The organism is Nocardia sp. NPDC003999, from assembly GCF_053604885.1.
The window spans coordinates 89,173-107,329 of sequence record NZ_JBSGIB010000015.1; the positions used below are offsets into that span (position 1 = coordinate 89,173).

An 18,157-nucleotide genomic window follows, 5' to 3' on the forward strand; every position below is an offset into this window, starting at 1 on the left:
GTGCACGTTGCGTTCCCCGGCCCAGACACGCTATCCGCGGCAAGTGAGAGCTATCACAGAGCAGACATGAATCCGATCACAGACTCTCGATGAACGCGCGCACCTCGGCGACGAACCGGGAACGGTCCTCGATGAACAGGCCGTGCTGGGCGTCCTCCCAGAACGACACACGCGCGTCCGGCACGGCCTCGGCGATGTAGCGGCCGTTGTCGACGGGAACGACCCGGTCGGCGGTCCCGTGCAGGACGAGCACCGGAACGTCCAGTGTGCGCAGGGTCTCGGTGTTGTCGACGGTCCGGTAGAACAGCGCTTTGCGCACCGCGGGCGGGGTGGCGAGACTGGCCCCGAACAAGCGCTGCGCGTCCGGCCCCTTGTCCGCGCCCGGTCCGGTGTTCGCATTGCCGAACACACCGAAGGCGCGCACCGCCCGCCCCGCGCTCTCCTCGAAGACGCCCGGAATCGCCTCCCGCATCATGCTGCCGGTCGCCGCGCCGGGCACACCGGGGCCGATATTCGCCATCGAGCCGGTGTAGACGACGCCCGCCACGGCGCCGGTGCCATAGGCGGTCAAGTAGTCGGTCAGCACGATCCCGCCGTAGGACCAGCCGAGCAGCACCGCCCCGGACGCGATGCCCTCGGCCGCCAGCACCGCCGCGACGTCGGCCGCCCAGTTCTTCGGATCGTCGTAGCCCGCCGCGGGCGCGTCGGAGTAACCGTGGCCACGCAGGTCGACGGCGACCACCCGCATGTGCGCGGCGAGGTCGTCGGCGGCTCCACCCCAGCAGCGCAGATTCGCCGACCAGCCGTGCAGCAGCACCAGCGGCCTGCCGTGCGCCGGGCCGCTCACCCGGTAGACGATGTTGGTTCCGTCCGCGCTCACCACGTCCCGAATAGCCATGCACCGAGGCTAACCGTGCTCGCGGGACCGCCAGGACCCGGCAAACCTCGCGCACCTAGGATCTGTTCGCATGAGCACTCGCACCGCCGTCGTGACCGGAGCCAGCTCGGGGATCGGGGAGGCCACCGCCCGTGAGCTGGCCGAGCAGGGCTATCACGTCTACGTCGGTGCGCGCAGGCTCGATCGCCTTGGCCGCCTCGCCGACGAGATCGGCGGCACCGCACTGGAACTCGACGTCACCTCGGACGAGTCGGTGCGGGCGTTCACCGAAGCGGTCGAGCGCGTCGACGTGCTGGTCAACAACGCGGGCGGCGCGAAGGGCCTGGCTCCGGTGGCCGAGGCCGACCTGGACGACTGGCGCTGGATGTGGGAGACCAACGTGCTCGGCACACTGCGCGTCACCAAGGCGCTGCTGCCGAAGCTGATCGCCTCCGGTGACGGGCTGATCGTCACCGTCACGTCGGTGGCCGCGTTCACCGCCTACGACAACGGCGCCGGGTACACCTCCGCCAAGCACGCGCAAGCCGTGCTGCACCGCACGCTGCGCGGAGAGCTGCTCGGGCAGCCGGTGCGTCTCACCGAGATCGCGCCCGGCGCGGTGGAGACCGAGTTCTCGCTGGTGCGTTTCGGCGGCGACGCCGAACGCGCGGCCAAGGTGTACGAGGGCATCGATCCGCTGGTCGCCCAGGACATCGCGGAGGTCATCGGGTTCGTCGCGTCGCGACCGGCGCACGTCGATCTGGACCAGATCATCATCAAGCCGCGCGACCAGGCCGACGCGGGCCGGTTCGCCCGCCGCACTTCATAGCTGAAGCGCATTACTCGTTCGGCAGCGCCGGCCCGGCCGCGAATCGCTGGGCCTTCGCTGTTCGCCCGTAGCCGTTAACATCCGAGAAGCCGCACGCGTAAGGACATCGGATGGGAGTGATTCGGCTCATGTTCAAGGGCTTCAAAGAGTTCCTGATGCGCGGGAACGTCATCGATCTCGCGGTCGCCGTCGTCATGGGCACCGCGTTCACCTCCGTGGTGACCTCGGTGACGAAAGGTGTCGTCAATCCGCTGCTCGCGGTGTTCGGCAGCACCAACCAGCTGGGCCTCGGCGTGCAGCTGATCCCCTCCAAGCCCGCCACCTTCATCGCCGTCGGCCCGATCATCACGGCCGCCATCGATTTCTTCATGGTCGCCGCGGTGCTGTACTTCGTGCTGATCCTGCCCATGAAGACGATCAAGAATCGCTTCGGCACGCCGAAGGCGGCCGAGCCCACCCAGATCGAACTGCTGACCGAGATTCGCGACCTGCTCGCCGAGCGGCACGAGGCGGTCCGCGCCCAACGCCAGGCCGACCGAGAGGTCGAAGAGGAACACGCCGACGACGCGACCGAAGAACAGAACGTGAAGGTGCGCTAGACCCGGTCAGCGCGCCCCCGCGGGCTGCGGGGGCAGGGGTGTGGCGGAGACCACGGCGGACGGCGCGCCCCGCAACGCCGACATGGTTTTCCAGGTGTCCCAGTCGATGGTCCAGTCGTAGAGGTCGCCGTCGGCGGCCGAGAGCGGGATCGAGGTTCCGGTCACCTCGACCGGATCGCCGTACAGGGACGTGGGGAAATACGCCTGGGCATCACCGGGCGACAGATTGATGCAGCCGTTGGTGACGTTCGCCGACCCTTGCGCCGACAGCGATTCCGGGTTGGCGTGGATGAATTCGCCGTTGTTGGAGATGCGTACCGCCCAGCGTTCGCGAACATTGGTGTAGAACGGCGGGTTCGACATCATGAAGTCTTCGTACTTCTCGGTGACCACGTGGACACCGGAACGAGTCACGTTGCGCGCCTCGTTGCCCTCGCCGTAACTGACGGCGAAATCGAAGACCGTCCGTCCGTCGCGGACCACCTGCATGCGGTGACTCGGGGCGCTCGCCTTGACGATCTGGCTGCGGCCGATGCGGAAATCGGTGGTCAGATCGGAATCGCCGTAGTTGCCGCCACCGAGGTCGAGGCCGTAGAGGCGGGCCGAGACGTGCACGGCGGTCCCCGGTGTCCAGTAGTTCTTCGGACGCCAGTGCAGGCGGGAGCCGCCGTCGTCCGGGAACCAGGCCCACGCGCCCTCGTTGGGCGGGTCGGTGGTGATCGTGAGCGCCTTCTCCACCGCCGCCTTGTTCGTGACGGACGACTTGAACTGCAGGATGATCGGCGCCGCGATGCCGACCTCCTGGTTGTCGCCGATGTTCAGGGTCGCGGGGACGGTGCTCTTGGGCTTCAGGGTGTGGAACGAGCCGTCGATCGGGATCGGCTTGCCGTCGGCGCCGACGGCGGTGCCGGACCAGGCGTAGGTGGCGTCGTAGCCGAGCGGCTCGGTGATGGTGTAAGCGCGCCGGTCCGGCGCGAGTTCGCCGCGGACCTGCTTGCCCGCGACGTTGGTCAGCGCGACCTGATCGATCGTGCCGTCGCTGATCGTCACCGAGACCGGCGTTGTCGGGTTGACGTTCGTGGCGTCGGCGGCGGGGGTCAACGTCGCTTTGGCGATCGGACCGGCAGCGGGACGCGGCTTTCCGGAGCCGCGGTCTATCGTGCAACCGGCCACCAGAGCGACGACCACGAGCAGGAGGGCCGACACCACGGCAACCGATCGGCGGATCATCGTGCGGTGGTTCACTTCGTCGAATCTACGCGCGGCGCGCGCGCCGACCCGTCGACGCAGCGTGTGGTGTCGGCCTCAACGGGTCAGAGGGTGAGACCCACCGTGACCGGTTCGGGTTCCAGCCGGATCCCGAAACGCTCGGCCACCCCGTCGCGGACCGTCCTGGCCAGCGCCACCACATCGGCCGCACTGGCGCCGCCGCGATTGGTCAGCGCCAGTGTGTGTTTCGTCGACAGTCGGGCGGGCGCACCGTCGCCGGGGAAGCCCTTGGCGAAACCGGCCCGCTCGATGAGCCAGCCCGCGGAGAACTTGACTCCGTCCGGCGCCGGATAGGTCGGGACCGCGACGTCGCCCAGATGAGCGGCGATCGCGGCGCGCACCTGGGCCACCCGCTCCGGCGCGACCACCGGATTGGTGAAAAACGAACCCGCGCTCCAGGTGTCGTGGTCGGCCGGATCGAGGACCATGCCCTTGCCCGCACGCAACCGCAGCACCGCTTCCCGCACCTCGGCCGCGGGGCGGGACTCGCCGTCCGCGGCGCCAAGCGCCGAGGCCAGCTCGCCGTAACGCAGTGGCACGCTGGAACCGTCTGCGCGCAGCGCGAAATCGACCGCGAGCACGACGGCGTCGTCACGGTGCTTGAGCACGCTGGTGCGGTAACCGAAACCGAGTTCCGCGGGCTCCACCCACCGGATCTCACCGCTGGCGCGATCCAGCAGGCGTACCCGGCGCAGCAGATTCGCCACCTCCGCGCCGTAGGCGCCGACGTTCTGCACGGGCGTCGCACCCGCCGAACCGGGAATGCCGGACAGACACTCCAATCCTCCGAGACCCGCCTCGACCGTCGCCCGCACCACGGCGTCCCAGTCCGCGCCCGCCTCGGCGACCACGCCGCCGTCGCCGATCTCGACGCCGCCGGTGGCGATCCGCACCACGACGCCGTCGAAGCCGTCGTCGCCGATCAGCAGATTCGAGCCACCCGCGAGCAGCAGCACCGGGACACCCGCCGCGTCCAGCGCACGGACCGTCGCGACCAACGCTTCGGTCGTCGCGCATTCGGCGACCTGGGCGGGTCCACCCACTCGCAGCGTGGTCAGCTCCGCCAACCGCACGTCGGCGCATAGCCGCGCGCCGGTATCGGCGAGGAGGTCCGACGGCACCACTCGTGAAGTTCGCACGATGCTAAACGGTAGCGTGCGCGCCGACAACTACACGCTGGTGTATCAGCCCGCGAGCGGATCGGATAGCACCGCTCGGGCAGCTCGAATGCCGAACAGCAGCGGGTGCGCTGACAGCTACATGCTGGCATTCTCCGCCCGCGAGCAGATCCGACAGCATGACTCGTGTGACTCGAGCGCCACACGGTAGCGTGTGGACCCATGGCTACACCGCTGGCGTACACGGCCCGCTACACCCATCCGACCGCCGCGGTGCGCGCGGCGTTTGCGAACGACCAGTACTGGAAGGATCGCATCGCGGAGGTCGGCGGCCCCAATGCCCGGCTGGAGTCGGTCACCATCAGCGGTGACGAGGTGCGCGTCGAGATGGTGCAGGCCATCCCCGCCGAACAGCTCCCCGCCGCGATCACCGCGGTGCGGCCCGGCGATCTGATCATCCCGCGCGTCGAGCACTGGACCGGGGACCAGGCCACCTTCGAGGCCCGCGTCGAAGGCGCGCCCGCCGAGGTCCGCGGCGCCATCGCGTTGGCCGCCGACGGCTCCGGCGCCGTCACCACGGTCGACGGCACCATCGAGGTGAAGATTCCGCTGTTCGGCAGCAAGATCGAGAAGGCGATCGCCGAGCACCTCACCGAACTGCTGAAGAACGAGGCGGAGTTCACCGGCAAGTGGCTCACGGCGCACTGACCGGTCTCGAGATCACGGTCACTGTTCGACGTCACATCGTGCGGTCCCGGCCTTCGTGTCAGTTCCGCACTCCACCCGCCCATCGAGGTCGGCGCCGCCGGACCCAGTAACGTGTGAGCCCATGGCACGCCGATTGGACTACTCCGCCCGCTATCCGCTGCACACCACAAAAGAGCTGTACGCGGCGCTGTCGAACCGCGATTACTGGGACGCGCGGATGGGCGAGATGCGGAAGTACACCCCCGGCAACGAGGTGGTCCGGCTGGAGGCGGGCGACGACGGGATCACGGTCGAGCTGCACCACGTCCTCCCCCGCGACATGCTGCCGGAAATCGCGCAGACGGTGATGCGCAAGGACATGGTGATCACTCGCAAGGAGTTCTACAGTCCGTACGCTGCGGAGGAGACCACCGGCAAGTACTCGGCGTCCATTCCCGCAGGCCCCGGCAGCCTCGGCGGCACCATCCGCCTGTTCCCCACCGACACCGGCTGCACCATGCGCTTCTCGTCGGAGGCGAAAGTTTTCATCCCCATGGTGGGTCCGCGCCTGGAACAGCTGATGCTGGTGAACCTGGTCGACCTGTTCCGTGGCGAGGCCGAGTTCACGGTTCAGTGGCTGGAAGAACAACACCCCACTCGCTGACCAAACCGGTCGGCAATATCACTCGTGGCACCACCGCCGTCAATCGTCTCCGCCGCAGCGACCGCTGGCTGATCAACGACGAATTCGTCGCCGACCGGTTGCGCGGTGCGCCCGATCCGCTGGTCGTCGATCTCGGGTACGGCGCGAGCCCGTGGACCACGTTCGAGCTGGCCGCTCGGCTGCGCACGATCCGCGCCGACGTGCGCGTGGTCGGATTGGAGATCGACCCGCAGCGCGTGGTGCCCGGCCGCGACGGCGTCACCTTCGCACGGGGCGGATTCGAATTGGCCGGGCTGCGGCCGGTTCTGGTGCGCGCCTTCAACGTCCTGCGGCAGTACCCGGAAGCGGCGGTCGGCGAGGCATGGTCGACGGTGCTGGCCGGGCTGGCGCCGGACGGGGTGCTGGTCGACGGCACCTGCGACGAATTGGGCAGACGCTGCGCATGGATCCTGCTCGACCGGGACGGGCCGCGCTCGCTCACGCTGGCCTGGGATCCTTTCACCGTCGAGCGTCCCTCCGACCTCGCCGAACGCTTGCCGAAGGCGTTGATCCACCGCAACGTTCCCGGTGAACCGATTCACGCGCTGCTGACCGCCGCCGATCGCGCGTGGGCCCACGCCGCGCCGATGGCACCATATGGCCCCCGGGTCCGCTGGCGCGCGGCGGCGCGGGCGCTGCACGCGGAAGGCTTCCCGATCCGCCACTACCGCCGCCGCCTGCGCGACAGCGTGCTCTCGGTGCCGTGGTCGGCGGTCGCGCCGCTCGGTACGAGCTAGCGCGGTTTCGTCACGCTACGGCAAGCGCCTGATATACCCGTCGCGCGGCGCGCGGCGACAAGCGCGCACCCGCGTCGGTGATCTCCTCGCCCGCGCACCGGTGGATCGCGACCGCGTCGGCCACCACCTCGTTCAAGGCGGACTGCCCGATATCGGCCTCGGCCAAGTCGAGCACCGTGCGGACCGGCGTCGTCACCAGGAACGCACCCGCCGATTCCACGTCGGCGCCTGCCAGCGTTCGGCGCACGACCACCAGCCGCGGCGTCACCGGCGGACGTCCCGCACGCGCCGACAGGTGCAGGAACCGCGGGCACAGGCTGCCGAGCCCGTGCAACTCCGCCGCACTCTGATGGGAGACGACCGCGGCGCCGTCGAACCAGGCCGCCCACATCGCGTACTCGTCGAGCGGGCCGTCCGGCCACCCGGCCAACCGGAGCATGCCGACTCCGGCCCTCGTCACCGAACCATCACCAAGGGCTGCTCGCACCCGCGCTCCGCACCCGGTGCGCAGCACCTGGCGAGTCGTGAAGAAACCGGCGTGCCGACCGGCCCAGCGGCGCAGAACACGCCATCCTTGTTCCGCGGATCCGATCGCGCGGCTTGCCTCATCGCCGGCCATGGGCATCAGGCTACGCTCGATTTTTGTGCTTCATGTCACATTCGAACCCCTCACGACCTCCTCAGAGACGGCACAGAAAGGTCGGGAAGAATTTTGGCCATGAGTACGAACGCAACCTCGCCCTCGACGATCAACCGGCGGACCCTGCTGATCGCCCTGACCGTGGTAGCGATTCTGCTCGCCACGGTCTTGGTCGGCGGCGAGGCCTACGCCAGGCACACGGTGTCGAACTGCATCAGCTCGCAGTTCGAGAAGGAGATGGGGTCGAAGATCGACGTGAGCTTCGGGCCCAAGCCGATGCTGCTCACCTGGATCGACGGCAAGGTGCCGACGGTCAAGGTGAACAGTGCCGACACCAAGTTCGGTCCCGCCGTCGGGATGGTGGTGCACGCCGTCTTCCGCGACGTCGACGTCGCCGACCAGAACGGCAGCGAGATCGGCAGTTCCTCGGCCGACGTCACCTGGAGCAACGAGGGGATCAAAGAGACCCTCGGCGGCATGGTCAGCGGGGTGAGTTCCTCGGCCAGTACCGGCATGCTCACCCTGTCGGTGCTCGGCGGCTTCGCCGAACTCCAGTTGAAGCCGCAGATCGTGAACGGCATGGTCAAGGTGGAGACGATGTCGGCGGAGTTGCTCGGCATCGGCCTGCCCTCCGACCTGGTGCAGAGCATCGTCGACCTGTTCACCAAGAGCCTGCAGAGCTACCCGCTCGGCATGGCGGCGACCGACCTGAAGGTCACCGACTCCGGCGTCGACGTCCACCTCTCCGGCGGGCGTACCCAGCTCGAGCAGGCGGGCAACGGCTCCGACACGCGCTGCTGAACGCGCACCGCCGCACGGCCTCCGGGCCTTGCGCTTTGACGGTCAGCTCGGGAAACCATCGAGCACTTCACGCGATTTCGACAGCCCGAGCCGGGTCGCGCCCGCCGCGATCAGCTCCGCGGCCGCCTCGGCGGTCCGGATGCCGCCACTGGCCTTGACGCCGAGCCTGTCGCCGACCGTCTCGGCCATCAACCGCACCGCGTGCGCGCTCGCGCCGCCCGCGGGGTGAAATCCCGTGGAGGTCTTCACGAAATCGGCGCCCGCGCGTTCGGCGACCCGGCACACCTGCACGATCGCTTCGTCCGGCAGCGCGGCGGACTCGATGATCACTTTCAACAGCGCCCGATCCCCGATCGCCTCGCGGACCGTGACGATGTCGGACAGCACCGCCGTGAAATCACCCGCGCGAGCCGCACCGACATCGATGACCATGTCCACCTCGGCGGCGCCCTGATCCACCGCGAGCCGCGCCTCGGCGCCTTTGACCAGCGAATGATGCTTCCCCGAAGGGAATCCGGCGACCGTCGCGACCACCAGTCCGGGCGCGCGCACCGGCAACATGGACGGCGACACACAGATCGCCAGGACGCCAAGCGCCCGTGCGTCTTCGATCAACACGCCGACCTGCGCGGGCGTCGCCTCCGGAGCGAGCAGCGTGTGATCGATCATGGCGGCCACTTCGGCCCTGGTCAGCGACGTGGAACTTGCCATGGGGTGAGAGTCTGGCACACCGGAATCGAATTCCGTTGCGCGCCTGGCGGCAGTTCGCGCACACTCGTAGCTGATGGCGCATCGGACAACGTGACGCCACGGTCGCTGACTAACGTGTGCGGATGGGCCCTACTTCGTTCGGGAGGAGACGACCGTGCTGATCCGTCGCGAACGCGTCGACGACGCCGCTGCCATCGCGGCGGTGCATCGCAGCGCATTCGCACCGCGCTATGCCCCCGCCGCCGCGTCCGGTGGCCGCCCCGGCGCCGACCCGCCCGAGGTCGACCTGGTCGCCCAGCTGCGCAGTGACGAGGGTTGGATCCCGACGCTCTCGCTGGTGGCGATCGAGCACGACAGCGTGGTCGGCCACCTGTGCTTGACCAGAGCCGCCGTCGGCCCGTTCCCCGTGCTGGCGCTCGGCCCGATCGGCGTTCTCGCCGACCATCAGGGCGCCGGAGTCGGCTCCGCCCTCATGCACGCGGCGCTCGGCGCCGCGGACGCCCTCGACGAACCACTGATCGGCCTGCTCGGCAGCCTGGAGTTCTACCCGCGCTTCGGTTTCGTCCCCGCCGCCCGCCTCGGCATCACCCCCGACGACCCGTCGTGGATCAGCCACTTCCAGGTCCGCTCCCTCTCGGCCTACGACTCCCAGATCGCCGGCGAATTCCACTACGCCGAACCGTTTTACAACCTCTGAGCACCACTCGACTCGGACGCATACGGGACAGGCGACCTGCGCCGCAGACGAACGGCCCGGGCGCTAGGCCCACGGGTCGATGACGGGCACCCCGGCAGCTCGGAACGGCGCGGTATCGCGAGTGGCGACGGCCATTCGAGCGGCGCTGGCCGTCGCGGCGATATAGCCGTCGGCAGTCCCGATCGCCGCACCGGTGGCGCGCGCAGCCGCCATGAGTTCGGCGTACACCGCAGAGGTGGTCAGGTCGAAAGCGAGTATTCGCTCGGCGAACAGAGGCAACACGCGTGTTTCGAACCTGTCGCGCAGTGTGTCTCGCCGCCTGCCCGCAGGCATCGCGGCAATTCCGAACCGGAGTTCGGCCACAGTGACAGCTGACAGGTACAAAGTGCGCAGAGGTTGAGCATTGATCCAAGCGACTACACGCGAGTCCGGAGCCTTGCGCAGCGGTTCGGAGATGACGTTGGTGTCGAGAACGATCACTCGAACTCCATGGGAGGGATCGGCCGTCGGTCACGGGCGTTCAGGGCGTCGAACTCGTCATCGGTGAGTTCGATCTCACGACCGATCTCCGCCAACAACGACCCGAGTTCGACCTGTGCCACAGGCGTGACGGCTTCGATGAGGATCGCGCGGACTTCCGCCTCGGTACTGCGTCCATGCTGGGCCGCGCGCACACGCAGTGCCTCGCGTACCTCGTCGGGTAGATCACGAACGGTCAGCCTGGCCATATCCACTCACCCACTCCGAGTCGACGGCAATAGCGTCATTGCCTTCATTGCCGTCAATCATAGACGGCGATCGCACTTGGGGACACCTTGTCGAGCGCTCGGCGAAGGCGCGGCAAATGCCCGGCGGTGCACCTGGGAGGATGAACCCCATGAGTTCCGCTCCACCCGTCTCGGACGAACGCCGCTACGTGCTGACTCTCGGCTGCCCGGATCGGCCGGGCATCATCGCCCGGATCACGTCGTTCATCGCCGAGTTCGGCGGCTCGATCGTGGAGGCGGGGTATCACTCCGACGCGGATACCGGCTGGTTCTTCACGCGTCAGGCGATCAGGGCCGCGACGGTGCCGTTCGGCATCGCGGAGCTGCGTGACCGGTTCGCCGGAGTGGCGGCGGAACTGGGGCCGGAGAGCGAATGGCAACTGCTGGACTCCGGCGCGCGCCGTCGCGCGGTACTGCTGGTCAGCAAGGACGGCCATTGTCTGCACGATTTGCTCGGACGCGCCGCAAGCGGTGAACTGCCCGCCACCATCGAGGCGGTGATCGGCAACCACCCGGATCTGGCGGCGATGACCGAGGCGCACGGGGTGAAGTTCCATCACGTGCCGTTCCCGAAGGACCCGGCCGAGCGCGGTCCCGCGTTCGAAGAGGTCCGCGCCCTGGTGGACGCGCACGATCCGCACGCGGTGGTGCTGGCGCGGTTCATGCAGGTGCTGCCGGCCGAGTTGTGCGAACACTGGGCGGGCAAGGCGATCAACATCCATCACAGCTTCCTGCCCTCGTTCGTCGGCGCTCGCCCGTACCACCAGGCTTTCGCCCGTGGCGTGAAGCTGATCGGAGCAACCTGCCACTACGTGACCCCGGAACTGGACGCGGGCCCGATCATCGAGCAGGACGTCATCCGCATCGACCACGCGGACGAAGTGCGCGACATGGTCCGCCAAGGTCGCGACATCGAGCGGGTGGTTCTGGCGCGCGGGCTGCGCTGGCATCTGGAGGGCCGCGTCCTGGTGCACGGCCGCCGGACGGTCGTCTTCTCCTGACCGGCGCGACCGCCTGGGCGCGTCAGCCCGCGAGGTCGGCGCGGCTGGACTTGCGCGTGGCGGCGAGGACGCGCGCGAGTTCCTCGTTGAACCGCACGTAGGCCTCGGCGTTGCCGAGATGCCCCGTGGGCAGCACCTGATAGCGCGCGAGACTGCCGGTCTGCCGGAGCATTTCGACGATCCGCTCGGAGTGCACCGGCGGCGTCATGTCGTCGAACTGCCCCGAGATCACCGTCGTGGGGACCACCAGATTCCGGGCCGACTCCCCGACATCCATCGTGGCCAGCAGGAATCCGAACTTGGCGCGCACCCGCGCGGGACACGACCGCACGATGGCCATGCTGAAATCCAACAGCTCGCCTTTGGCCGCGGTGCTGAGGATCTGACGCGCGAACAGCCAGCGCACCGGCGCGATGGGCGGGAAGACCATCGGGGCGCCGAGCCCGAGCCTGCCGAACAGGAACGGCAGCGGCACCTTCAACTGCAGCAGCCGCAGCGGACGGTTCAGCAGCGGCACGACCGTCGTCTCCAGGATCAACCGGTCCGCCGCGGTATTGGTCAGCAGCACCGCGAGCGCCTGATGCGCGACCCGCTCGGGATAGCGTCCCGCCCAGGCCTGCAGTGTCATGCCGCCGAGGCTGTGGCCGACGAGCACGGCCCGCTGCCCGGGTGCGAGCGCGGCGTCGAGCACGGCGGCCAAGTCGTCGGCCAGCAGCTCCATGGTCAGCTCGCTCGACCCGTATTCGCTCTCGCCGTGACCGCGCTGGTCGTAAGCGATCACCCGATAGTCACCGGCGAACGCGTTGATCTGCGGATTCCAGTATTCCAGGCAGCAGGTCCACCCGTGGACGAGCACGATGACGGGGGCATCCGACGGGCCGTAGGCGTGTACGCGCAGCCGGACGCCGTCACCGGTCTGGACCGGAATCACCTCGCGAGGCGCGGTCGGCGGGTTGAACGCGGCGGTCTGGTAGGTACGCGACCGCAAGTCGGCGCTGTGCGCGTCGCGCCAGCTCCGGAGCAGGCCCCGGAAGCTCGTCAACGCGGTCGGCAGCATGGCACGCATCGGACACTCCTTTGTGTTACTGCTAGATACAGTAACCCCGATTTGCGCCGCTTGCTAGTGCAAGCACCCTTACCTGTCGGCGAACTCCACCCTCACCAGCGCGGACCCCGCTGCACCTCGTCCACCTTGGGCCGGACGTCGGCCAAGTAGACGCCCGTGGCGATGATCGCCGCGAAGGAGAGCAGGCCCAGACCCGCGGGGGAGAGCAGGAGCACGAGCACAGCCGCCCCGAGAATCGCCAGCCAGATCGGCTTGGTCAGTTTGTCCACCGCGGTGAACGCGTCCGGACGCTGACGCACGGCGTGGATCAGCGCGAAAATCGTCGCACCGAGCGCCGCCAGCCACAGCACCAGCAGGATCATCCCGGTCAATCCGTGCACCATATTCACCTCACCCATCATAGAAGCAACGCCCTCGCACACCAGGGGTGCGCGAGGGCGTCGAATCGCTTCAGCCGCGGGCCGTTCAGGGCTTCTTGGGAGCGGCCTTCTTGGCCGGAGCCTTCTTGGCCGCGGGGGCCTTCTTGGCCGGAGCCTTCTTGGCCTCACCGTTCACGACCGGAGCCGGGGTGGCCTCGGTGGTCACCTCGACGACCTCGGCCTCGACGACCGGCGCCGGGTCGATCTCTTCGTCGGCCGCGAGCTCGGCCTCCTTCGCCGGGCGGCCGATCAGTCCGTTGACGCGCCCGAGCACGTCCTCGGCGCGGCTGACCGCGTCGCCGTACAGCGTCTCGACCTTGCCGATCCGCTCGTCGACGACCTGGTTGGCGCGCAGCCGCTCGATCGTCTCCTCACCGCGGACGGCGAGGTCGGCGTAGATGTCCAGCGCCTGCCGGTAGTACTTCTCGGCCAGCGCCCGCAGCTCCTCGGCGGTGAACCGCTCGCGCAGTTCGGCGAGGTCGTCCGGCAGCTCCGACGGCAGGCCGGACAGCCGCTCACGCAGCGACTCGAACCGGTCCTGGACGTCGGCGGGAACGTTGGCGAAGCGCTCGCGCGCCTCCTCCACCCGGGCCTGCACCTCGGTGGCGGCCGCACGCTCGCGCACCTGCGCGAAAACGTCGTTGACGGCGGCGTAGAGGGCGTCACCCGCGCCGACGGTGGCGAGCAGGGGCTTGGTGACGGTGGCGTTCTTCTCGGTCATGGTGTTTCGTTCTCCTGGCGTGGCGGAGTTTCGGTTGTCGTGCGCGGAACGTCGCTGTCCCATACGTCCCCCCCTACCTCGTTTCCTCCGTTTTCCCGGCGAAACGATTCATAGATGTCCAGCAGCACCTGCTTCTGCCGCTCACTGATGAACGTGTCGGCGAGCAGTGCGTCCCGGACCGGACTGTGCGGCCGCTGCTCGAGATAGCCAGCCCGTACGTACAAGACCTCCGAGGAGACCCGCAGCGCTTTCGCGATCTGCGTGAGCACTTCGGCGGACGGATTTCGCAGTCCGCGCTCGATCTGGCTGAGATACGGATTGCTCACCCCCGCCAGCTGGGCGAGTTGACGCAACGAGACTTGCGCGGCTTCCCGCTGCGCCCTGATGAAGCCTCCGATGTCGTGCGCCGCACTGACGACGCGACCCCCTCGTTCGCCGATGCCGGACGAATGCTCGTCCGATCTCTCGGTGTACTCGGCGGAAACCTCGGGCTGGTCAGCCATCACTCACCTTCTGGCGGTTGTACGAATTCGATTCTAGGTCAGGGTGCTAGCTATTGCAAGCAGTCTGCTAGCAGCGTTTCGGCAAACGTTCCGCACGCCGCGGATCAACCGCCGAACATCAAGTGGGAAATCGTGTAGATCGTCAGTCCGGCAAGCGAACCGACGACGGTTCCGTTGATGCGGATGAATTGCAGATCCCGGCCGACCTGCAATTCGATCTTCTTGCTGGCTTCCTCGGCATCCCACCGGGCAACCGTGTCGGTGACCAGGGTGCTGATCTCACCGGCATAGTTTTCCACCAAGTAGCGCGCGCCGCGATCGATCCAGTTGTCGACCTTGGCCCGCATGTCCGCGTCGTCGCGCAAGCGCTCGCCGAGCTGCTGCACGTTCTCGGCGACCTTGCGCCGCAGCGTGCTGCTCGGATCGTCGGCGGACTCCAGGATCAGCCGCTTCGCCGCGCGCCAGGTGGCCGACGCGAGTCCGGTGATCTCCTCCCGGCCCATGATCTGCGCCTTGATCCGCTCCGCTTTTTTGATCATGGCGTCATCGAATTGCAGGTCCTCGGCGAATTCCTCCAGGAACCGGTTCGCGGCGAGACGGACCTCGTGCTCCGGATTGGAGCGGACTTTCCAGGTGAACTCGACCAGTTCCCGGTAGATCCGTTCGGAAAGCAAGATGTTGACGAATTTCGGCGCCCACTGCGGCGCGTCCCGCAACACGATCCGATCGATCGTCTCCTGGGATCCGAGCGCCCACTGGTGCGCGCGCTCGGCGAGCAGATCCAGCAACGCCAACTGCCGGTTGTCGGCGAGCAGTTCCGCCAGCACCCGTCCGATCGGCGGACCCCACAGCGGCTCGGCGATCCGCTTGACGATGGTGTTGTCGATGACCTGCTCCACGTCCTCGTCGCGCAGTACGCCGACGACGGCGCGCAGGATGGTCGAGCTCTCCTGCGCCACGCGCGCGGCATGACCCGGATCGGCCATCCAGCGCCCGACCCGCCAGGAGATCTGCGCCGAGTTCACCTTGGCCGACACCACCTCGGGCGCCAGGAAGTTCGTGCCCACGAACGTACCGAGACTGGCGCCGAGCTGGTCTTTCTTCCGCCGGATGATCGCCGTGTGCGGGATGGGCAGGCCGAGTGGATGACGGAACAGGGCGGTCACCGCGAACCAGTCCGCCAGCGCGCCGACCATGCCCGCCTCCGAGGCCGCCCGCAGGTAGCCGACCCAGTCGCCGCCCGCCCCGCGCGATTCGGTCCAGCGGCAGAACAGATAGATCGCGGTGGCCAAGGCGAGCAGCCCGGTGGCGAACGCCTTCATCCGCCAGAGGTCACGACGCTTGGCCGCCTCGTCGAGCACGGCGGCGAAGCCGAGGGGCGCGGCGGCGTCTCCGGCGCGGTCGCCCCGGGCGTTCAGCACCGCGGTGTTGCCGGGAGCTTTCTCCATGCCTCCCATTCTGCTGTGCGCGGCGAAGTGAGCGAGCGGGGTGAGTGCCTGCGCACAAACCGGACGGGCCGGGCGCCGGACACGCCCGGACTGTGGTTCCTACCGCATCCGGGCTCAAAAGCGCATATCACGGGTATCGGGGACCTAAGCTGGTAGCTACCGGAGCACTTACGAACGAGGGAGCCCACGCTGTCCACCGAAGACCTTGTCGATGTCGGCGAGCGACCGTCGGCGGTGCGCGGCGGCCGGATGGACGGCCGCAAGCGCCGGTGGCGGCAACACAAGATCGACCGCAGGGAGGAACTCGTCGACGGCACTCTCGCCGCCGTGCGCGCGCGCGGTAGCAACGCGGGCATGGACGAGATCGCCGCGGAGATCGGCGTCTCCAAGACCGTGCTCTACCGCTACTTCTCCGACAAGAACGACCTCGTCCACGCGACCATGCAGCGGTTCATCGAGACCACGCTGATGCCGCGGGTGTACGGCGCGATCAGCCTGGACGCGGACGAGTACCAGCTGGTGCGCTCGGCCCTGGCCGAGTACGTCGGCACGGTCGACGAGGACCCCGAGGTCTACCGCTTCATCATGGGCAACGGCTCGGCCGACCAGTCCTCGCTCGCGGAGTTCGAGAAGCTCTTCGCCGAGGTGGTGTGCGCGGTGATCACCGATCGCGCCAAGGACCGGGGCGTGGCGACCGAGGGCGCCGCGCTGGCGTCGTACGTGCTGGTCGGTGGCATCCAGCTGGCCACGCACTGGTGGACCACCAACAAGTCGCTGTCCCGCGAGGACGTGATCGATTACCTCACCATGCTCGCCTGGAGCGCCATCGAGGGCATGGCCCGCGCGGGCGGTTCGCCCGCCGCGTTCAACGCGCAGCAGCATGTGCTGCCCGCCCCCGAGACGCCGGCGCAAGACTGAATCGAGCCATCGGCCCTGGTGCTAGCTGGAGCGCTTGCAAAAGTTCACCAGCACTCTCGACTTTGCCGAATCCTTGGCTAGTCTGAACCCGAGCGGTGCGCCGAGTGCGTTGCGTCACCGCAGGCGCCGTACTCGACGGCGGTCCGTGCGGGTGTCCCGCACGCTGCCGCCCGCGTCCGTCGCTCCGACCGCGGCACCAACGGAGGTACCTCGATGGCGAAGCAAGTACCGACCTCTCGGCTTGCTCGTGGCACGAAGCTGGGCGCGGTGGCAGCCAGTTCGGTGCTTCGCACCCAGCGCGCGCGGTTGACCATGCGGGGCAGATCCGAGGCCGTCCGGGCGAAGATGGCCGAGGAATCGATGATCCGCACCACCGAGCAGGTGGTCACGGTGCTGGGCACCATGAAGGGCGTCGCCATGAAGCTCGGCCAGATGATGTCGGTGCTCGATCTGGATCTGGTGCCAGAGGACCATCGGGAGCGGTTCCAGAAACGCCTGGCCGTGCTGCGCAACGCGGCCCCGACGGTCTCCTTCGCGGCCATGCGCCAGGTGATCGAGGACGATTTCGGAAAGCCGCTCGACGCGGTCTTCGCCGAGTTCGACGCCGAGCCCGTCGCCGCCGCCTCGATCGGCCAGGTGTACCGGGCGCGACTACACGACGGCCGCCAGGTCGCGGTGAAGGTGCAGTATCCGGGCATCGATGCCGCGGTGCGCGCGGATCTGAAGAATCTCGCGATGTTCCGGCGCGTGCTCCAGTCCGCGATGCCGTGGGTGACGCCCGCGGTGCTGGACGAGCTGCGGCTGAACATGGAGGCCGAGCTGGACTACCGGGCCGAAGCGGCCACCCAGTTGCAGATCGCCGAGTTGTACGCCGGCCATCCGTTCGTCATTGTCCCGCGCTCGCTGCCGGAGTTCTCCACCACGCGGGTGCTGGTCACCGAATACGTGGAGGGCAAGGGCTTCGAAGAGATCCGGCAGCTGCCCCAAGCGGAGCGCAACCGGATCGGCGAGATCATCTACCGGTTCTACGTGGGATCGCTGTTCACCTTCAACGAATTCTGCGGCGACCCGCATCCGGGCAACGTGCTGCTGGCCGACGACGGCCGGGTCGGCTTCCTGGATTTCGGATTGTTCAACCGCATGGACGCCGAGCACGTGCAATTCGAGCTGGTCTGTCTGCGTGCCGCGGCAGAAGATCGCGCGGAAGACCTGCGCGAGTTGATGATCCAACGCGGCGTCATCGATTCGCCGCAGGAGATCGGCGCCGAGGAGTGCCTGGAATACGTACTGGCCGCCTCGGAATGGTGTCTGATCGACGAGGAACTGACCATCACTCCCGAGCTCGCCAGCGGCGCCTTCCTGCTCGCGGTCGATCCGAGGGCCAGCGAGTTCACCGGTATGAAGCAGCAGAATCTGCCGCCGGAGCACCTCTTCTCCCGCCGCGCCGACTTCCTGACCTTCGGCATGCTCGGTCACCTCGGCTGCACCGCGAACTGGCATCGCATCTCCAGGGAATGGCTCTACGACGAACCACCGGTCACCGAGCTCGGCCGGGCCCATCACGCCTGGCTCGCCGACCGCCCGCGCGCCGCGCCGCAACGGCCGCGCAAGAAGACCACCAAGTAGCCGCCGAACGGCGGCACGAC

The 18,157-nt window shown here is 68.2% G+C and carries 22 protein-coding genes; 10 read left to right on the forward strand and 12 right to left on the reverse strand.

Annotation, left to right across the window (positions count from 1 at the left end):
- Positions 1–76: 76 nt before the first annotated feature.
- Entirely contained in the window at positions 77–898 is an 822-nt protein-coding gene (locus ACWESM_RS25890) for an alpha/beta fold hydrolase (protein ID WP_355071900.1), read from the reverse strand.
- Between the two features lie 70 nt (positions 899–968).
- Between ACWESM_RS25890 and ACWESM_RS25895 the strand changes: the two genes are divergently transcribed.
- Positions 969–1,706: an SDR family NAD(P)-dependent oxidoreductase gene (locus tag ACWESM_RS25895; RefSeq protein WP_355071899.1), complete on the forward strand. Its 738-nt coding sequence runs from the start codon at positions 969–971 to the stop codon at positions 1,704–1,706.
- A gap of 110 nt (positions 1,707–1,816) precedes the next feature.
- Positions 1,817–2,305 (forward strand): large conductance mechanosensitive channel protein MscL, encoded by a 489-nt coding sequence (mscL, locus tag ACWESM_RS25900; protein ID WP_355071897.1) that lies wholly within the window; start codon positions 1,817–1,819, stop codon positions 2,303–2,305.
- Between the two features lie 6 nt (positions 2,306–2,311).
- On the opposite strand, the gene ACWESM_RS25905 is transcribed toward mscL, so the two are convergent.
- Both ACWESM_RS25905 and ACWESM_RS25910 read right to left on the reverse strand, forming a co-directional pair.
- Positions 2,312–3,535 carry a L,D-transpeptidase gene (locus tag ACWESM_RS25905; protein ID WP_452494026.1) on the reverse strand — a complete coding sequence of 408 codons (1,224 nt, stop codon included), beginning with the start codon at positions 3,533–3,535 and terminating at the stop codon, positions 2,312–2,314.
- An 83-nt stretch (positions 3,536–3,618) separates the two neighbouring features.
- Positions 3,619–4,713: a UDP-N-acetylmuramate dehydrogenase gene (locus ACWESM_RS25910; protein ID WP_397279667.1), complete on the reverse strand. Its 1,095-nt coding sequence runs from the start codon at positions 4,711–4,713 to the stop codon at positions 3,619–3,621.
- Positions 4,714–4,914: 201 nt separating this feature from the next.
- Here ACWESM_RS25910 and ACWESM_RS25915 point away from each other — a divergent pair, with 201 nt between their 5' ends.
- The 3 genes from ACWESM_RS25915 to ACWESM_RS25925 all read left to right on the forward strand — a co-directional run bounded on the left by ACWESM_RS25915 (position 4,915) and on the right by ACWESM_RS25925 (position 6,819).
- Positions 4,915–5,400: a DUF2505 domain-containing protein gene (locus ACWESM_RS25915; RefSeq protein WP_364424340.1), complete on the forward strand. Its 486-nt coding sequence runs from the start codon at positions 4,915–4,917 to the stop codon at positions 5,398–5,400.
- Between the two features lie 121 nt (positions 5,401–5,521).
- The gene (locus tag ACWESM_RS25920; RefSeq protein WP_355071895.1) at positions 5,522–6,043 is read left to right on the forward strand and encodes a DUF2505 domain-containing protein; all 522 of its coding nucleotides are present in this window, start codon (positions 5,522–5,524) and stop codon (positions 6,041–6,043) included.
- Complete coding sequence (locus ACWESM_RS25925) at positions 6,013–6,819, forward strand: class I SAM-dependent methyltransferase (RefSeq protein ID WP_364424343.1); 807 nt, start codon at positions 6,013–6,015, stop codon at positions 6,817–6,819. Before ACWESM_RS25920 ends, ACWESM_RS25925 begins: the two co-directional genes overlap by 31 nt.
- 10 nt (positions 6,820–6,829) lie before the next feature.
- Here the strand turns inward: ACWESM_RS25925 and ACWESM_RS25930 are convergent, their stop codons facing one another.
- Positions 6,830–7,438, reverse strand: a complete 609-nt coding sequence (locus tag ACWESM_RS25930; protein WP_355071891.1) for a hypothetical protein — start codon at positions 7,436–7,438, stop codon at positions 6,830–6,832.
- A gap of 99 nt (positions 7,439–7,537) precedes the next feature.
- Between ACWESM_RS25930 and ACWESM_RS25935 the strand changes: the two genes are divergently transcribed.
- Positions 7,538–8,260 (forward strand): LmeA family phospholipid-binding protein, encoded by a 723-nt coding sequence (locus ACWESM_RS25935; protein WP_355071890.1) that lies wholly within the window; start codon positions 7,538–7,540, stop codon positions 8,258–8,260.
- A 42-nt stretch (positions 8,261–8,302) separates the two neighbouring features.
- Here the strand turns inward: ACWESM_RS25935 and deoC are convergent, their stop codons facing one another.
- Complete coding sequence (deoC, locus tag ACWESM_RS25940; protein ID WP_397279664.1) at positions 8,303–8,971, reverse strand: deoxyribose-phosphate aldolase; 669 nt, start codon at positions 8,969–8,971, stop codon at positions 8,303–8,305.
- A 154-nt stretch (positions 8,972–9,125) separates the two neighbouring features.
- On the opposite strand from deoC, the gene ACWESM_RS25945 reads away from it, so the two are divergent.
- Positions 9,126–9,668 carry a GNAT family N-acetyltransferase gene (locus ACWESM_RS25945; RefSeq protein WP_364424346.1) on the forward strand — a complete coding sequence of 181 codons (543 nt, stop codon included), beginning with the start codon at positions 9,126–9,128 and terminating at the stop codon, positions 9,666–9,668.
- A gap of 63 nt (positions 9,669–9,731) precedes the next feature.
- Here ACWESM_RS25945 and ACWESM_RS25950 read toward each other — a convergent pair whose 3' ends face one another.
- Both ACWESM_RS25950 and ACWESM_RS25955 read right to left on the reverse strand, forming a co-directional pair.
- Positions 9,732–10,148, reverse strand: coding sequence for a type II toxin-antitoxin system VapC family toxin (locus ACWESM_RS25950; protein WP_364424348.1), 417 nt, complete (start codon positions 10,146–10,148; stop codon positions 9,732–9,734).
- A complete protein-coding gene (locus ACWESM_RS25955; protein WP_364424350.1) occupies positions 10,145–10,396 on the reverse strand; it encodes a FitA-like ribbon-helix-helix domain-containing protein in 252 nt (83 codons plus the stop codon). Before ACWESM_RS25955 ends, ACWESM_RS25950 begins: the two co-directional genes overlap by 4 nt.
- Before the next feature lie 149 nt (positions 10,397–10,545).
- On the opposite strand from ACWESM_RS25955, the gene purU reads away from it, so the two are divergent.
- Positions 10,546–11,436: a formyltetrahydrofolate deformylase gene (purU, locus tag ACWESM_RS25960; RefSeq protein WP_355071886.1), complete on the forward strand. Its 891-nt coding sequence runs from the start codon at positions 10,546–10,548 to the stop codon at positions 11,434–11,436.
- A 22-nt stretch (positions 11,437–11,458) separates the two neighbouring features.
- On the opposite strand, the gene ACWESM_RS25965 is transcribed toward purU, so the two are convergent.
- The 5 genes from ACWESM_RS25965 to ACWESM_RS25985 all read right to left on the reverse strand — a co-directional run bounded on the left by ACWESM_RS25965 (position 11,459) and on the right by ACWESM_RS25985 (position 15,593).
- Complete coding sequence (locus tag ACWESM_RS25965; protein ID WP_364424353.1) at positions 11,459–12,502, reverse strand: alpha/beta fold hydrolase; 1,044 nt, start codon at positions 12,500–12,502, stop codon at positions 11,459–11,461.
- Positions 12,503–12,594: 92 nt separating this feature from the next.
- Positions 12,595–12,885 carry a DUF2516 family protein gene (locus ACWESM_RS25970; RefSeq protein WP_040870424.1) on the reverse strand — a complete coding sequence of 97 codons (291 nt, stop codon included), beginning with the start codon at positions 12,883–12,885 and terminating at the stop codon, positions 12,595–12,597.
- A gap of 82 nt (positions 12,886–12,967) precedes the next feature.
- Positions 12,968–13,642 (reverse strand): heparin-binding hemagglutinin, encoded by a 675-nt coding sequence (locus ACWESM_RS25975; RefSeq protein WP_355071883.1) that lies wholly within the window; start codon positions 13,640–13,642, stop codon positions 12,968–12,970.
- Complete coding sequence (locus tag ACWESM_RS25980) at positions 13,639–14,145, reverse strand: helix-turn-helix domain-containing protein (RefSeq protein ID WP_355071881.1); 507 nt, start codon at positions 14,143–14,145, stop codon at positions 13,639–13,641. The genes ACWESM_RS25975 and ACWESM_RS25980 overlap by 4 nt, the downstream gene beginning before the upstream one ends.
- A 104-nt stretch (positions 14,146–14,249) precedes the next feature.
- Positions 14,250–15,593: a DUF445 domain-containing protein gene (locus ACWESM_RS25985; RefSeq protein WP_355071879.1), complete on the reverse strand. Its 1,344-nt coding sequence runs from the start codon at positions 15,591–15,593 to the stop codon at positions 14,250–14,252.
- 249 nt (positions 15,594–15,842) lie between these two features.
- Here ACWESM_RS25985 and ACWESM_RS25990 point away from each other — a divergent pair, with 249 nt between their 5' ends.
- Positions 15,843–16,511: a TetR/AcrR family transcriptional regulator gene (locus ACWESM_RS25990; protein ID WP_355071877.1), complete on the forward strand. Its 669-nt coding sequence runs from the start codon at positions 15,843–15,845 to the stop codon at positions 16,509–16,511.
- Positions 16,512–16,724: 213 nt separating this feature from the next.
- Positions 16,725–18,137 carry an ABC1 kinase family protein gene (locus ACWESM_RS25995; RefSeq protein WP_355071875.1) on the forward strand — a complete coding sequence of 471 codons (1,413 nt, stop codon included), beginning with the start codon at positions 16,725–16,727 and terminating at the stop codon, positions 18,135–18,137.
- The last annotated feature ends 20 nt before the right edge of the window (positions 18,138–18,157 follow it).

Bases quoted from the DNA above. Each gene is read 5' to 3' on its own strand.
- purU (WP_355071886.1), top strand. From the start codon at position 10,546: ATGAGTTCCGCTCCACCCGTCTCGGACGAACGCCGCTACGTGCTGACT.
- ACWESM_RS25995 (WP_355071875.1), top strand. From the start codon at position 16,725: ATGGCGAAGCAAGTACCGACCTCTCGGCTTGCTCGTGGCACGAAGCTG.
- ACWESM_RS25895 (WP_355071899.1), top strand. From the start codon at position 969: ATGAGCACTCGCACCGCCGTCGTGACCGGAGCCAGCTCGGGGATCGGG.
- ACWESM_RS25905 (WP_452494026.1), bottom strand. From the start codon at position 3,535: ATGATCCGCCGATCGGTTGCCGTGGTGTCGGCCCTCCTGCTCGTGGTC.
- ACWESM_RS25915 (WP_364424340.1), top strand. From the start codon at position 4,915: ATGGCTACACCGCTGGCGTACACGGCCCGCTACACCCATCCGACCGCC.
- ACWESM_RS25985 (WP_355071879.1), bottom strand. From the start codon at position 15,593: ATGGAGAAAGCTCCCGGCAACACCGCGGTGCTGAACGCCCGGGGCGAC.
- ACWESM_RS25935 (WP_355071890.1), top strand. From the start codon at position 7,538: ATGAGTACGAACGCAACCTCGCCCTCGACGATCAACCGGCGGACCCTG.
- ACWESM_RS25890 (WP_355071900.1), bottom strand. From the start codon at position 898: ATGGCTATTCGGGACGTGGTGAGCGCGGACGGAACCAACATCGTCTAC.
- ACWESM_RS25955 (WP_364424350.1), bottom strand. From the start codon at position 10,396: ATGGCCAGGCTGACCGTTCGTGATCTACCCGACGAGGTACGCGAGGCA.
- ACWESM_RS25970 (WP_040870424.1), bottom strand. From the start codon at position 12,885: ATGGTGCACGGATTGACCGGGATGATCCTGCTGGTGCTGTGGCTGGCG.
- deoC (WP_397279664.1), bottom strand. From the start codon at position 8,971: ATGGCAAGTTCCACGTCGCTGACCAGGGCCGAAGTGGCCGCCATGATC.
- ACWESM_RS25930 (WP_355071891.1), bottom strand. From the start codon at position 7,438: ATGGCCGGCGATGAGGCAAGCCGCGCGATCGGATCCGCGGAACAAGGA.
- ACWESM_RS25965 (WP_364424353.1), bottom strand. From the start codon at position 12,502: ATGCGTGCCATGCTGCCGACCGCGTTGACGAGCTTCCGGGGCCTGCTC.
- ACWESM_RS25920 (WP_355071895.1), top strand. From the start codon at position 5,522: ATGGCACGCCGATTGGACTACTCCGCCCGCTATCCGCTGCACACCACA.
- ACWESM_RS25975 (WP_355071883.1), bottom strand. From the start codon at position 13,642: ATGACCGAGAAGAACGCCACCGTCACCAAGCCCCTGCTCGCCACCGTC.
- ACWESM_RS25990 (WP_355071877.1), top strand. From the start codon at position 15,843: ATGGACGGCCGCAAGCGCCGGTGGCGGCAACACAAGATCGACCGCAGG.
- mscL (WP_355071897.1), top strand. From the start codon at position 1,817: ATGGGAGTGATTCGGCTCATGTTCAAGGGCTTCAAAGAGTTCCTGATG.
- ACWESM_RS25980 (WP_355071881.1), bottom strand. From the start codon at position 14,145: ATGGCTGACCAGCCCGAGGTTTCCGCCGAGTACACCGAGAGATCGGAC.